Origin of the sequence: Shewanella piezotolerans WP3, from assembly GCF_000014885.1 — a bacterium.
Lineage (GTDB): Bacteria > Pseudomonadota > Gammaproteobacteria > Enterobacterales > Shewanellaceae > Shewanella > Shewanella piezotolerans.
In genome coordinates this window covers 631537-646007 of the sequence record NC_011566.1, presented here as the reverse complement: position 1 = coordinate 646007, position 14471 = coordinate 631537, and the positions used below count along the sequence as shown (strand labels likewise).

The 14471-nt window shown below is 44.2% G+C and carries 14 protein-coding genes; 11 read left to right on the top strand and 3 right to left on the bottom strand.

Annotation, left to right across the window (positions count from 1 at the left end; all coding sequences use genetic code 11):
* Positions 1-60 precede the first annotated feature (60 nt).
* The 5 genes from SWP_RS02840 to SWP_RS23165 all read left to right on the top strand — a co-directional run bounded on the left by SWP_RS02840 (position 61) and on the right by SWP_RS23165 (position 4082).
* On the top strand, positions 61-450 hold the full coding sequence (locus SWP_RS02840) for a DP-EP family protein (RefSeq protein WP_020910840.1): 390 nt from the start codon (positions 61-63) through the stop codon (positions 448-450).
* Positions 451-581: 131 nt separating this feature from the next.
* Entirely contained in the window at positions 582-1343 is a 762-nt protein-coding gene (locus tag SWP_RS23170) for a DP-EP family protein (RefSeq protein ID WP_020910839.1), read from the top strand.
* Between the two features lie 473 nt (positions 1344-1816).
* Positions 1817-1978 carry a hypothetical protein gene (locus SWP_RS24080; protein ID WP_187148533.1) on the top strand — a complete coding sequence of 54 codons (162 nt, stop codon included), beginning with the start codon at positions 1817-1819 and terminating at the stop codon, positions 1976-1978.
* A 282-nt stretch (positions 1979-2260) separates the two neighbouring features.
* The gene (locus SWP_RS02830; RefSeq protein WP_020910838.1) at positions 2261-3385 is read left to right on the top strand and encodes a sensor domain-containing diguanylate cyclase; all 1125 of its coding nucleotides are present in this window, start codon (positions 2261-2263) and stop codon (positions 3383-3385) included.
* Between the two features lie 49 nt (positions 3386-3434).
* On the top strand, positions 3435-4082 hold the full coding sequence (locus SWP_RS23165) for a hypothetical protein (protein ID WP_143711160.1): 648 nt from the start codon (positions 3435-3437) through the stop codon (positions 4080-4082).
* A gap of 39 nt (positions 4083-4121) precedes the next feature.
* Here SWP_RS23165 and SWP_RS02820 read toward each other — a convergent pair whose 3' ends face one another.
* Positions 4122-4616 carry a peptidylprolyl isomerase gene (locus tag SWP_RS02820; protein ID WP_020910836.1) on the bottom strand — a complete coding sequence of 165 codons (495 nt, stop codon included), beginning with the start codon at positions 4614-4616 and terminating at the stop codon, positions 4122-4124.
* Positions 4617-4683: 67 nt separating this feature from the next.
* Positions 4684-5739, bottom strand: a complete 1056-nt coding sequence (locus SWP_RS02815; protein WP_020910835.1) for a cysteine synthase A — start codon at positions 5737-5739, stop codon at positions 4684-4686.
* 259 nt (positions 5740-5998) lie between these two features.
* Between SWP_RS02815 and SWP_RS02810 the strand changes: the two genes are divergently transcribed.
* From SWP_RS02810 to SWP_RS02795, 4 genes are all read left to right on the top strand, one after another.
* Complete coding sequence (locus SWP_RS02810; protein ID WP_020910834.1) at positions 5999-7588, top strand: S41 family peptidase; 1590 nt, start codon at positions 5999-6001, stop codon at positions 7586-7588.
* Positions 7588-7989, top strand: coding sequence for a hypothetical protein (locus SWP_RS02805; protein WP_020910833.1), 402 nt, complete (start codon positions 7588-7590; stop codon positions 7987-7989). The genes SWP_RS02810 and SWP_RS02805 overlap by 1 nt, the downstream gene beginning before the upstream one ends.
* An 888-nt stretch (positions 7990-8877) precedes the next feature.
* Positions 8878-9327 carry a hypothetical protein gene (locus SWP_RS02800; RefSeq protein ID WP_228371105.1) on the top strand — a complete coding sequence of 150 codons (450 nt, stop codon included), beginning with the start codon at positions 8878-8880 and terminating at the stop codon, positions 9325-9327.
* Entirely contained in the window at positions 9324-10355 is a 1032-nt protein-coding gene (locus tag SWP_RS02795; RefSeq protein ID WP_020910831.1) for an HlyD family secretion protein, read from the top strand. Before SWP_RS02800 ends, SWP_RS02795 begins: the two co-directional genes overlap by 4 nt.
* A gap of 132 nt (positions 10356-10487) precedes the next feature.
* Here SWP_RS02795 and SWP_RS02790 read toward each other — a convergent pair whose 3' ends face one another.
* On the bottom strand, positions 10488-13592 hold the full coding sequence (locus SWP_RS02790) for a DUF3857 domain-containing transglutaminase family protein (protein WP_020910830.1): 3105 nt from the start codon (positions 13590-13592) through the stop codon (positions 10488-10490).
* 272 nt (positions 13593-13864) lie between these two features.
* On the opposite strand from SWP_RS02790, the gene SWP_RS02785 reads away from it, so the two are divergent.
* Together SWP_RS02785 and SWP_RS02780 are read left to right on the top strand one after the other, a co-directional pair.
* Complete coding sequence (locus SWP_RS02785) at positions 13865-14188, top strand: ArsR/SmtB family transcription factor (RefSeq protein ID WP_020910828.1); 324 nt, start codon at positions 13865-13867, stop codon at positions 14186-14188.
* A gap of 35 nt (positions 14189-14223) precedes the next feature.
* Positions 14224-14463: a thioredoxin family protein gene (locus SWP_RS02780; protein WP_020910827.1), complete on the top strand. Its 240-nt coding sequence runs from the start codon at positions 14224-14226 to the stop codon at positions 14461-14463.
* Positions 14464-14471 lie beyond the last annotated feature (8 nt).

Genomic DNA, 14471 nt, shown 5'->3' with positions numbered 1-14471 from the left:
TAGGCTAGAAACTAGCGTTACATTAACCCACAATAACTTAATACGTCAAAGGAAGATGATATGTTAAACCAACACCTAGAAGAGTTCACATTAACAGTAACTTTAAATAAAGAAGACGTTCCTCAGTTTAATTATACACAGCTAGATAATGGTCAAGATGTTCCTGTGACTGGTAGCTTTGTTGTCAGTACCCCCACAACTATTCGCTACTACTTAATAGACAAAACAGAAAAAGGACTTGAATTTACTGGAGCAGCTTTTACCACACCATTTGATAATGTGATTGATAGTGTTGAGTTAGGAGAGGATCAGCGAGGTCCCTATATTGATTTAATAGATTCTGATGCTCAACCAGGTAAAACAGGATTCCGCTTTATATTATCAGTTAAAAACAGCAAATTACTAATGATGAGTCCAGATCCTGAAGTTATTAACCGCGGTACAGCTTAAGGAAAACACAGGACAGCCATATCTTTATATGGCTCCTGTCACTAACCAAAGATGAGGCGCTTTCGCCTCATCTTTTTGTTGCTGCCTTTTGTTGCTGCATGGATAACCCACTAAATTTAAAAGGACTTTCAATGAAAACCCTAACTAAACTCAGCACTGCGATTCTCACCAGCTTTTTACTCAGCAGTACTGCCACTCAAGCTGCCACCCAACAACAGATTGACGCAGCGTTGGCGCCAGTGAAATCTGCTGCCACACTTGAAGCAACCCTAAGTCAGCCTTCTGCATTCGACGCGCTTGGTGATGAACTGCCAGTTTTTGTTGCCAGCATTCAATTTAGCCAAGCGGGTGAAGCCACTTTTGATAATGCGCTGCTGCAGTCACACTTAAGTGCCACCGAGGTCTACCAAATTCTGGCACTGTTTGGCCAACAAACCCGTATCGCCCAATACCCAGATGCACTCATTTACAACGCTACCGATGAGCTGCTGCTCGAAAATGCACTGCCTTTTTGCAGTGCAGACAGCCCCATTAAGCTACGAGTCACCCTCAAAAATGATAACCAAGTTAAATTCAACTACCGTCAAGCCGGCGTCGCCTGTGATGGTAATGTTGAGGTCACTGAAAATACCACCATTACCTATAAGCTGGTACACACTAAGCGCACGCCAAAGGGCTTGCGCATCACGGGCGCAGGATTTACTAATCCCTTTGATGCCCATATCAAGCGGGTAACCGTGAGCCAAGATGGCCAAAAACTCCAGCTAGAGAACGATATTAATAATACTGGTATCAGCAAGTGGCAATTTATCTTCAGTAGTGATGACAGTGATTTGATACTGCTAAGCCCAGATCCACAAGTTGTTAATTCTGGGCCCAGGGCAAGATCATGAACAAACAAAAGACGGGACAGCCATATCTTTTGTGATCCTCACCATCCTCGACTAAGCTTTGAGTTATCTGATTTGAAAAAACACAGGACAGCCATATCTTTTAATGGCTCCTGTCACTAACCAAAGATGAGGCGCTTTCGCCTCATCTTTTTGTTGCCAAAAAAAACACAGGACAGCCATATCTTTTGATGGCTCCTGTCACTAACCAAAGATGAGGCGCTTTCGCCTCATCTTTTTGTTGCTGCATGGATAACCCACTAAATTTAAAAGGACTTTCAAAGCACTTTCAAAGAAAGTCCTAACTAAACTCAGTAACAAATTCAGCCCCCATTAACCCCAGTAAAACCAAGCCAGCAACAATCACTTTGTCATGCCGTCCCTTCTGCTTATTTTTCTTCTAATTTCTAGGGGCTGTTGATCTTTCACGGTTGTTTTTGCCGCAGTTTATTGGCTATTTTGACAAGGCGGAGGCTATGCCGTTTAGTTATTCTCCACAAATAGTCTACAACACAGTAAAAATAGCCAAGAAACGCGGCCCTTTGGGTTCGCTTCAATGCTTCTATTCTTTTATGACTAGAATGTGTTATGAGCTTTCACTTAGCTGGCTAAGCTTTATCGCTCAAGCCTTGTACTAGAAGCATTATTCCTTACGGTAAAGAACCGAACAAAAACTAAGCTCGAAAGATCAACAGCCCCTAGCTAACGCCTTTTAAAAACAATACTTTTTTCTACCTAAAAACCCCTCCTGCACGACTTTAGACCTAGGTGGCAAGCTTACAAACACAAAATAACAAGCATAATAACAACAACTTAAATAGGAAGGTTCCCGAAAGGTTATCAGTCACAACTTTCACTAAAGTAGTCACTCAATAAACGCGGGCTAAGCGTTAACTAAATCATAAATAAGGGATAATGTTATGTTGGCGACTCCAACGGATACAACTGCTAGTGCGACATCTACGACAACAGACTCTAGTAAGGTAGAGCTGAAGAGTACTCCAGCAGACTTGTCATCAACGAACACTATCAACCAAATAACCCACAACGATACCCTGAGTTTCACCCCCAATAAAACCATTAATCAGCAACAACAAGCTGAACTACAACCTATAAAAATGATGGTGAGCCTGTTAATGGAAGCGGTTGTGGTCGTTGATGAGCATGGCACGATTCAGCTCATCAACGAACACGCCATTGACCTTCTAGTCGGTGATAATCTTAACAATGAAACCGCAAGACCTGATGCAACAATCAGAACCGAAGAGCCAATAACGACACCCACTTTAATAGGTCAACAATGGCAAACATACCTGTTAGAACCGCAAAAAAGCTTATATCAAAAGATGGTTATAGAGTCTCAAATAGGTGCGCGGCCATTAAACCACGCGCCAGCTGAAACCACCTTGCGCCTCATGGACAAAAGCAACAAAGATGTCGAAGTATCAATCACTCACTTTGCTCTAAATACTCCGCTATTCGCTATTGTGATTAGAGATTTAACTAAATATCGTATGGAGTACAAACAGCTACACCAATGGGCATCGACCGATTGCTTGACCAAATTAGCCAATCGCCGCGTATTTGATTCTGAACTGCAAAATCATTGGCAAAGCTGCACCGACAAGCAACGTCCGATCAGTGTGTTATTGATAGATATTGACCATTTCAAGATTTTTAATGACAAGTATGGCCACATCCTAGGTGACTACTGCCTGCAGAAAATAGCCCGAGCGATTGAAAGCTCCTTACCTGATGCAGACTGCACAGCAGCTCGTTATGGCGGAGAGGAGTTTGCCATCATTCTGCCTAATTGTAATGCCAGACAAGTAGAGCAAACGGCACGCTTAGTGCAGAAAAACATAAACGACTTAACTTATGTAGATATTGGCCTTGATGCAGCAGTAACGGTTAGCGTTAGTCAGGGGCACGCCAGTGAAGTTAATGGTCAGTTCCGAACCAGTACCGCATTGTTATGCGCTGCGGATACCGCACTGTACCGCGCCAAAGCCGATGGCCGTAACCGGATCAATGCCTGTTTATAAACAATGAGCAGCTCGACTGCTTAGAGCATAACTAGCAATAGACAACAGCTTGAAATATTGGAGAGTTGAGATGCAGTATGACCAAGACAAGTATCGGCTTTTAACCCATAACAGTCCGCAATTGCTGTTTTGGGCCGTCAACCCTCTACTCGCTTTCAATGAATTGATTTTAGGCCAACGTCTGCCACAAAAGATATTAGTAGAACGACACAGCGGGCAGGCCTTGCTAGCGCGGCAATTCGTGCCCTGCCCCCATTGCAATGCCCTTAACCCCGCGAAACTCTGGGGTAAGGGCAACGCCTTTGGCCATTGGTTTGGCTATCTTTGCCCTAAATGCAACGGTGAGATCCCCTGTTTATGGAACCTGACTAGCCTATTACTGCTAACGATAATCGCTCCGCTTTGGTTATGGTTCAAACCATGGTTTAAGCTGCGCTGGCAGCTCAGTCGCTTACGCCGTACCAAAGCTATGCAAGCTATACCTCAGCCTCAACCCGCTGTTACACCTTGTATTAAAACGGCGCAAACTATCGCGGTGTTAATGTTTCTATTTATGTTATTTGTTCAGAGTAGAGAAGCGAGTTTAAGCCTAGAGCAAACTGTGATCAGCCTGGCCGTTAGCTGCGTTCTGGGCGTTTTGTATGGACTGCTAACCCCAATAAATCGTTTTAGAAAATCAAAAAAGCGCTATTGGTAGTAGCGCTTTTTTGCAAGTAACCACATCAGTAGTTAACCGTTAACGAGTAATCGTGACCTTCTCAATAACGATCTGCTCTCTAGGTACATCATCGTGGCCAGCTTGAGTTGTGGTTTTAGCTCGGCCTATTTTAGTCACAACGTCCATCCCAGCCGTCACGGTGCCAAATACCGCATAACCCCAACCTGCATTAGTGGTTGCGGTAAAATCAAGAAATGAATTGTCAGCTAGGTTAATAAAAAATTGCCCCGTTGCTGAATGTGGCGCATCGGTACGTGCCATCGCGATAGTGCCCCTGACATTTTTAAGGCCTCTATTGGCTTCATTAACAATTGCAGCGCGGGTAGGTTTCTCCTCCATCTCGGCAGTAAAACCACCACCTTGCGCCATAAAGCCCTTTATTACACGGTGAAATATGCTGCCTTCATAGAAACCATCTTCACAATACTTAAGGAAATTCTTCGAGCTCACTGGCGCCTTTTCAAAATCGAGCTCTATCTCAATATCACCAAGGTTGGTGCTGAAAGTAATCATATCAATTCTCTTACACTACACAATTGCCGCCAGTATAACCTGCGCCATAGCAGATACTGCAACCCCGTTAAGGCCGTACGTCCACAACCGTATCACTTGCTTGTTGCTGATAGCGCTCAAACATCTGCTGCAGTGGCTCAACTGCAGGTTCAAAACCTTTGTCAGCCAAAAACTCTGCATTGTATAACTTAGATGATGAGCGCTCGGCTACGTCACAATAAAAAGTCACTATCCGCTTGCCCTTGCCCATTTTAGCCGCTGCAAATAGTGCCCCCGCTACATTAAGTGCGGCGCTACTACCAAGCACTATGCCATCTTGCTGCTGAATATGACGCGCGATCGCAATAAGGTCAAGATCTGGCAAAGTAATCGCTTTATCGACTTTTGCTTGTTTGAAGTTTTCCACTAAGCGCATTATCCCAATCCCTTCGGTAAATGAGCTACCGCTAGACTGGTATTCCCCTCGTTTTAGAAAGCTGTAAATGCCAGAACCATCGGGGTCAACAAGCCAAGTTTGTAAGTTAGGGTTTTGCTCCGATAAATAACGAGAGTTGCCCGCAATCGTGCCGCCTGTACCTGCGACAGAAACCAGTGCATCAATATTGCCATTGGTCTGTTGCCAGATCTCTGGCGCTGTATGTTGATAGTGGGCTTTACTATTGCTGACATTCTCAAATTGGTCAGCCCACCAATAGTCCTCATTAGCCTCACCAAGACGCCTGGCGGTATGATAAAAGTGCTCAGGATTGGCAAATGGACAAGCGTCTACCAATAATAGGTCTGCGCCATAGAGTTTGATCATCTGCTCTTTTTCTGGTGCTTGCCCTCTTGGCATGACCACCAGCAGTTTAAAACCCAGCGCTTTAGCAACGAGCGCTAATCCAATGCCAGTATTACCAGCCGTGCCTTCAACAATTGTCATGCCGGTTGTTAATTTTCCAGCCTCAACCGCATCCAGCACCATCTGCAATGCGGCGCGATCTTTAATCGAGCCCCCAGGATTTTGCTGTTCGCATTTAAGTAAAATGTCACAGCCACTTAACGTCGATAAGCTATCGATCCGTAATAGATCAGTATGACCAATAAGTTGTGTAATATTGTTTGATTGCAGAGGATATTCCATAAACTGCCTTAATGATTATTAAGCATATTCATATACTAAGCCTAGCGCTAACGAATGCAAGTCGAGCCTTTATCGCTTGAATTCTGTTTCCCCCAGCGGCAAATAATCTTTAATGAATTTTTATAACAGGGACTTACAACAAAAAACCGCAACATTAATGCAAATTTACATTACAAATCGCTGCAACTGTAATAAAGTTGCAACCAACGTTGATTGCATTCATCTGTTCCGTTGAACTAGAGATAATAAAGGATTATTTATGAAGTTGTGCTCTACAAAAATGCTGCCACTTATCATTGCTGCAAGCCTTGGCCTATCCGCATGTGGGGGTGGAGGTGATTCAGGTTCTCCTAGCATTACCCCTCCTTCAGGTGGCAATAATGGCCCAACATGGGTGCAGGGACAGTTTGCTAGTGAGTCAAGTTTAATCAACCAATGTAGTGCTAACCAAACGGGTAGCGCCTTGACTGAAAAACTATGGCTGCGTTCATGGAGCAACAACACCTACCTTTGGTACAGTGAAATTGAAGATCGCGATCCCGCACCTTATTCCGTTGCTGATTATTTTGCCCTACTGGTGACTGAGGAGTTATCAGACACTGGCAACAAGAAGGATAATTTCCACTTCTCTATGTCGACCGAAGAATGGGATCAGCTAAATCAGTCTGGTGCTTCTGTCGGCTACGGTATCAATTTTAAGCTCGATAATGGCTCACAAGCTGGCGCACGAAAAGTCACTGTGACTTATAACGAACCCAACTCTCCCGCCAGCGCTGCTAATGTTACTCGCGGCGCAGTCATTGTAGAAATTGATGGCATAAGTGTAAAAGATGCAAATGACAGTGCCAGTATCGACATTCTCAATGCAGGCTTATTTCCAAGCGCAGATGGCAAGCAAACGACGTTCACCATTCGAGACTTAGGCGCTTCAGCTGACCGAGAGGTGACGCTGACGGCACAAACCATCGTCTCGACCCCAGTGCAAAACACTAAAACAATTCAAACTGCTAACGGTAAAGTGGGTTACCTGCAATTTAACTCTCATATTGCGACTGCTGAACGTGGGCTATTTGATGCGTTAACCAGCCTAAGCCAAGAAAATGTAGACGATCTTGTCATCGATCTGCGCTATAACGGCGGTGGATTAGTGGCTATGGCAAGTCAACTTGGCTATATGATTGCAGGTAAAGAGGCGACCGACAATAAGACTTTCGAAGAAACGAGCTTTAGTGATAAGCACCCAAGTATTAACCCTATTACTAATCAAGTGCTGTCTCCGATCCCTTTTATAGGCGAGACATTAGGTTTTAATACCAGTCTTCTCACAGGTGGAACCCCGCTGCCAACCCTGGACTTAAAAAGGGTTTATGTATTAACCACATCAAGTACCTGCTCTGCGAGTGAAGCGCTAATGAATGGTTTACGCGGTGTCGATATCGAAGTGATTCAAATAGGCGGTACTACCTGTGGTAAGCCATATGGTTTCTACCCGACACCTAATTGCGACACGACTTACTTCACCATTCAATTTAAAGGCGTAAATGAAAAAGGCTTTGGCGAGTACTCTGACGGTTTTGTGCCATCAACTAGCCCAACACTCGCTAGCGAAGTGCAAGGCTGTGCGCTTACTGATGACTTAAATCATGCTCTGGGTGATCCGGATGAGCGCCTGCTAAGTGCTGCGCTTTATTATCGTGATAACCAACGTTGCCCGGCGATTGCCGCTAGCGTATCTCGTGTATCGGCTGCAAATGATTTTGTTGATGAAGGCTTTATGCTGAAAGACGATCGTAAGCAAACCCTTTGGATGAACAACCGTATTCTAAGCGATATGCAAGGAGCACAATAATGTCTAGGCCAGTGTGGAGCCAAATGTTTAAACTGATTTTTAGCGCCACTTTTATTGTGGGGTTAAGTGGCTGCAGTGCTTTTGCTGAAAGTGAAACTAAAGCAATACCTGCGGTGTTATTGTCGGCCGACGCCAATAACACGAGTCAGCTTGAGCAAGCCATCGCCGGTTTACTCAATACCGACAATGTCAAAATTAGCCCCTCGGCATTTGTGCAAAGCAGTTTATTGTCCATTGAACGTGCACCGCATAAAGATGCTACTGGCCAGCTAATCATGGGCAGAAACTATGAGATGCCACAAATGGTACAACTGTATGTACAGGGTGATAGCTGCTTTATAAAGCTTGTAGATGGCGAGAGCAGCCGTCAATTACCAAAGCTTAAATGCAAAGCTGAATAAACAGTCGCTTATCGTAAAAACGCCGCAGATGCGGCGTTTTTTGTGGCAACAAAACGTTAGCAGCGGCTGAGCTCTCACGGTTGTTTCGCCGCAATTTGTTGGCTACTTTAACGAAGCTTATGCTGTTTAGTTATTCTCCACAAAAAACTACAACACAGTAAAATGCCAAGAAGCGCGGCACTTTGGGGTTGTTTCAATGCTTTTATCACAGCGTTACGAGCTTTCACTTAGCTCGCTAAGCACCACTGCTCAAGCCTTGCCCTAGAAGCATGATTCCTTACGGTAAACAATCGCACAAAATCTTACCTCGAAGGGTCAACAGCCTCTAATATCAAAACCAAAGCCCACTAGCAGCTTCGCCTCCTCGTTGCAGAGTCATTTTCAGTGCGGCAAGTTATACCAATCAGCCAGCAAAGACTAATACCAATTGCATTAAAAGTTTGACCATTCAGCGGCAATTCAAAACGCTGTAGGCAAGTAGTGGAATTTGAGCTAATAGTTATTCTCGGCTCTGGCATCCTGCTTCGCTCTCGATAATTGCTCCTGCATTATTCTACCTTCGACCATCCTTGGTCTCGTACCTCCTAAATCTGACCGCCAAGGAGGGCCGGAATGTCTTATTTTGTATGGAACAAAATAGACCATTTAGTCGTATATCCAAATCCCATAGCGAAGCATACAGCGTTTGCCAATTTGTTTAACCTCAGCCGCACTACGTGAGCCCCTCAGTCTTTCCACTTCTTCTTTGCATTGGCTTAAAAGGGAATAACCATTTCTTTACCAATGCGTTTTGAATTGAAAAGACTGAGGGGCTCTGAACTGCTCAAATACTTAATGCAATTGGTATAACCAAATCAAACATCGAGAGAACAGCACTACAGAATGCTAATGACTTCAAAGGCTTCACAGTCTGCACTGCATCACTATTTTCGCTTTCGTAGTTCAAGCTTGATTCAGCTTACCAAGGTTAAGATCAACCTAATTCCTAACCAGCTTTATCCTAGCCAATTGGCTTATGAGAGTTTAATGAAAATCCATGATACCGACTTAATCTATACCAACTTACCTGGCACTATAGGGTTACTCAATTCCGTTGCTTTTATGTGGGTCATCACCGCCGTCACCGTCGGTGTTTTTTGCTGGGTCGCTATTAAGCTATGGCATCTGCACTCCCTTCCCAAATACTTAGCCAAAGAGCGCGGTATGCAGCAAGCAAAGCTGGTATTTTGGCTGTGTATGCTTGGTCTGTTCTGGAAACCTCTGTGGGTTTTAGCGGTAATCGCAATCGTCACTGATTGGGACAAAGTACAACAGTGGATTAGGGGGACGCGCGCATGAAAGAGATAATGCTGCCCTATATTTTTATTTGTTGGTTACTGTTTAAATTCAATGTGATCAAGAAAAGACCGCGAAACTACTTTATTAGTGTGTTGGTAGGCTGTTTAATTGCCACGACTCTGTTCTTGGCGCATCGCTTCTATTCACCTGCGGATCTCACCGACTCGACAACCATACGTGCACCACATGCCGTGTTATCGCCAGCGATAGGGCAACAGATTGAGTCCATTTCAGTGGATCACAACCAGCATGTAAAAAAAGGCGAGCTAATCTACACCTTGGTCGACGATAAGGTCGCCAGCGCCATTGATGAAATTAATGCAAAAGTGCAAGAGATAGAACGAGCAATCGAAGCCACCGAAGTTCAACTCGCTCAAGCAAAACGTAACTACCAACGTAAAGCAGAACTTGGAGAACACGTCAGCGAACGCGATCTTGAAAATGCTGCCGATAAAGTCGAAATCATAGCGGCTGAGCTAAAAGTGCAAGCCGCTCAACTTGAGGTTCAGTATGCGCAACTGCGTAAGCAAAATTTTGAATTAGAGAGACTACAAGTACGGGCGCCATTTGATGGTATGGTCACTCACGTTTATATTGCTGATGGCACTCGAGTAGGCTCTATGCACCTGTGGAATACCGGCAAAAAGTTTGTCGAGATGCGGATCCCAGATCAATCCTACGCTTATATTCAACCGGGGCAGTTTTCTGAGTTCTATATCGATGCCTACCCTGGGCAGATATTTAGAGCGCGAGTACACAGTAAGGTAGAAGCAACAGGAGAGTCTCAGGGCGATTTATTACCTCGTGAGCAGATGGTGTCACGTCATATCAACCTTGGCTCGATGCCAGTAGGCAGAACCGTCGTACTTGAAGTCGATGAAAACACCATGGCGATGCTACCCATTGGCGCTACAGGCTCTGCTTGGGTCAGTGCCGATAAACCTCACTCAATATTGGGGGTGCTCGATATCATTGGCGCAGCAACCGTCAGACTTAAAGCCGTAAAAGCATATTTAAATCCGTTATAAGCCAGCATTAAAGCCCCGCTAGTGGTACCTCTAGCGGGGTTAAATAGATAGGTGCAGTTTAAGAGAGGCTTCGGCATAAGCTTATACCAATTGCATTAAAATTTTCACCATTCACAGTGCAAGCCAGTCGCTTTATAGCGCAGTTTTATCATCTCGCTGACTCTGCCACTGTTGCATTAGTTGCTTCACGAAAACTTTATCTTTCTCATCTGTGCTAGTGGCATACAATACAAACTCATCGCCACCTTCAACATGAATGGTAACTTCAGTGACCTCAGATTCTTCACCTGAATCGGCATAATCAACTTCAATATCAGCAACGTCTTTTAGTGGGCTTGAAGCCACTTGTAACTCGTCATTCTCAACCCAATAGGAGAATACGGTCTCTGGCGTGAAACCATTGCCATCAGCTCGATTGCTCAGCCAATCGTCGCTATAAAATAAAATTGGCATTTCCATTTCAGTGAACACCTTATTTTGTTGCATAAAATCAATATCATGCGACCAAAGGTTTTCACCTTTAATAATGTCATCCTGTGCGGTTAAGCCAAAATCCTGCGCTGCGGCGTACATCAGCAATGGCAACATACAAGCCATAAACACCCAATTACGCGCATGCCACTGCGAGTTAGCTAAATAAGCCTCGTTATTTTGTTTGTTTATCTTATTCACGTACATGACTAACGGGGCGAAAACAATGAACGGAATTAGGTAATCCCAGTTACCCCAATCAGTCTCCCAACTCACCCCGTTATAAATCAGGTATCCAACAAACAGGATAACGGCCGACCATGCAGGAATAAGATAGGGGTGCGGCTTACGCTGATCACGATCAATTTCAAGCCACAAATATAAGGGGTAATACCAGAACGGTGAAAATACAGCCCTCGCAACAGGCCATATATCCGGCCTGTCTTTCTCATATTTAATGTACTGCCAATTCTTGTAGCTCCAATAGGCTGAATACAGCCCAAGACTAAATACTGACAACACGAAAAACTTAACTAATGATACCGGATAGAACTGACTATCATGACCACTGCTGGGCTCCAACAGTAAACTGACCAATGTATACACGAAACCTAACAGCAGTAATATTCCAGCTAAAACCCAGGGGTTAGCCGACTCTAATGAGTCAGCCGCTAAGGTATCAGTTGTTGTAGCTGTGCTTGTAGCATTAGGGTAATCAACAATTCCGTAGCTATCTATCGATTCGACTTTTTTGAGTGCCGCAATATAGCCATCTAACTGTTCAACCTCGACTCGGTCGACCTTAGTGCGGTAATCGTATGACAGTGTGAGCTGATGCTGTTTCTTGTTATAAGCAACCTGATAAATCAACTTAAAGAAGGGGTTATCCTCCTCAATCACTTCATCAGTGAAACTCCAATTGCTGTCTCTAAGACTGACCACAATATCGCCCTCGATCTGCAATGGGTAGCTTAGCGGCAATGCTCTTTGACTTAGGCTTTCTGGGATAGACAGATAAGGAGACACTTGGGTTTCATACAAGTAAATTGTAAACCCCTCATTATCTCCTTCAGTCCAAGGTGCTCTCAACAAATAGTCTTCACTGATACTCAGCGTACCTAGAGCATTATCTCTAGTGATTGCCAATGGAGTATTAATAGTTAATCCATTAAATATTTTGTCGTAATACTTGGCATACTGCTCAGACAATGACTGTACGCCACTTTCCACTATCGCCGCTCTTTTGCTGCGCGCTTCGTAGCCAGAATAGGTCACTTTGGAGGTGAAAACTGCAGGCTTTGCCACCCCATCTGAAAAGTCATACGCTTCGGCAAAAACAATTTTGCTGCCACTGTGCTCAGCAGGCATTTTTTCTAGGGCATCAATCCCAGGCTTTAATACCAGTGCATATCCATAGTTAGGTTGATACACCGCATCTAACGCCACTTGCTGGTACAACAATGTAGGGTCAAACCAATAACTCTTGTTATTTATCTTGGCCTTAACAATGGCATGGTTAAAGCCTTTTGCCGACGGCAAGCTGTCAGCTAGGCTTTCGCCTGTTTGACTGTTGACTAAAACAGGAGAGGCTTCAACACCGAGTCCTTTCAGTAGTGCGATTAGCAGCACCGACTTATCTTTACAGTCACCATAGCGCTTAGCTAATGTATCACTGGCTTTCGCAGGGAAATGGCTATTGCTACCTAACTCGATGCCCAGATAACGGATATCTTGTTGCACAAAATTAAGCGCGAGCATAACTTGCTGAGCTAAGTCGTCAGTTTGCTCAGCGATCTGTTTCACCTTACTCTGCAAAGCCGCTGACTCATCAAGTTGGCGCTCAAACATTGGCCGTGCCCAATCTACCACCGACTGCCAATCTTTACTTTCAGAGAACTGGGCTTTAGCGTACGGATCATACCAAGCAGCGGCATCATTACTCACCGCTAATATAGGTTGTTGCTCCACCAGCAATTGATAGTCCGTTTCACTACCTAAACGACTCTCGGTAAAGCTTTGTTCGGTATTGTGCATCTTAAAATACAAAGGAGTAGATTTCCCCCAAAGCACTCTCAAAAACTGCTGATGGATTGGCACTTGCCACTGCAGTGTTCTAGAGCCGGTGAAGGTACAGGCAAATACAGGGTTCTGTCCAAACCTTGTAAAGCTATACTCAACGATATCGCCAATTCGAATATCATTAACCGCCCAAAACGCATTCAGTGAGCCATCATAAAGAAGATCACTGCCACTATCGCTTTTGTCTAAGCTGAACTGACTATCTAAGGTTTTATCAATTTCTACGCCATCTCGGATAACCTTAATCCCGTGAAAAGCTATCCGCTCATAGCTAGGATCGTAACTCACATTAATTTGTGAGACATACTCCAGTCCTTTAGCTGAAACCGCTTTAATAACATAGCGATTAAACTTACTCTGCTCACCACTCTCGCTTACCCGATATTGATTATCGAGCAATAGATGAAAAATACCATCGGCAAGCTGACTAGTGGGTTCAATATCAGGCTCGCTAACAGGCACTGATTGCACCCATGTTGGCTGCGGTGTATAGGTTACACCCTGCTCGCGATAAGTGCCGCTATGCCAGTTTTCATCTAACGATAGGCGTTCTGTCACAGCAGAAACGCTGTTGGCATTGGCTAAGGAGAATACTGAAAAATTAATGAGCAAACAGCATGTAGTAATAGATAAGATAAATAATCGTGCAGCACTTGTAGCTGCCTTAAGCCATATTCGCTTAAACATCGAGCCAGTCCTTTGTTTCTTATTATTAATTGAAGGCTCCCTCTCTGGAGCTAACTGATTCTAAAACATTTTCGCAACATTTTACATACTGGAATTATTAACCCACTAGAAATAGGCTAGTCCATCAAACTGCTACCTTTGTCACAATAATCCATTGGCTATTGACTATAATGCCTAACACTTGGCTATTACGCCAAATGACAAAGTGAATGCAAGTTAGATAATTATCCATGCAGACGAGTCACTCTTAGCCACGCTACCGAGGGAAAATAATGACGGAACAAGAGCAACTTAGGCTCAATGCCCGAGCTGCGGTGCTAAAAGCACTCGCCCACCCTACCCGCTTATGGTTGTTAGAGCAGCTGCAACAGCAAGAGCGTTGCGTCTGTGATCTCACCGATGGGGTTAATGCCGACATCTCTACCGTCTCCAAACACCTATCGCTACTAAAGCAGGCTGGCATTATCAGTAGTCGCCGCGACGGTAAGCAGATCTATTATCGTCTAGAAACGCCATGTTTATTAAACATGTTTGGCTGTATCGAAACTGTTTTAGAAAAGAATGCCCGTACCCATGCAGCTTTAATCAAGGCTTAAAGGCTATATCTCCAAATCTATCAAAGAGGCTAAAAATGAAAATTGAAGTATTAGGCAGTGGCTGTAAAAAATGTACCAATTTAGCAGCAGAAATAGAGCGTATTGCTAAGGAATTATCAGTGGACTTTGAATTGCAAAAAGTTACCGATATGGCCGCTATTCTCGACTATGGCGTTATGTCTACGCCAGCCATTGTTATTGATGGCACGGTTGTTACCGCTGGCAATGTCCCGTCAGCAAGTGAGATTAGTCAGCTAATTCAACCAAGCAACTAACTGTTATT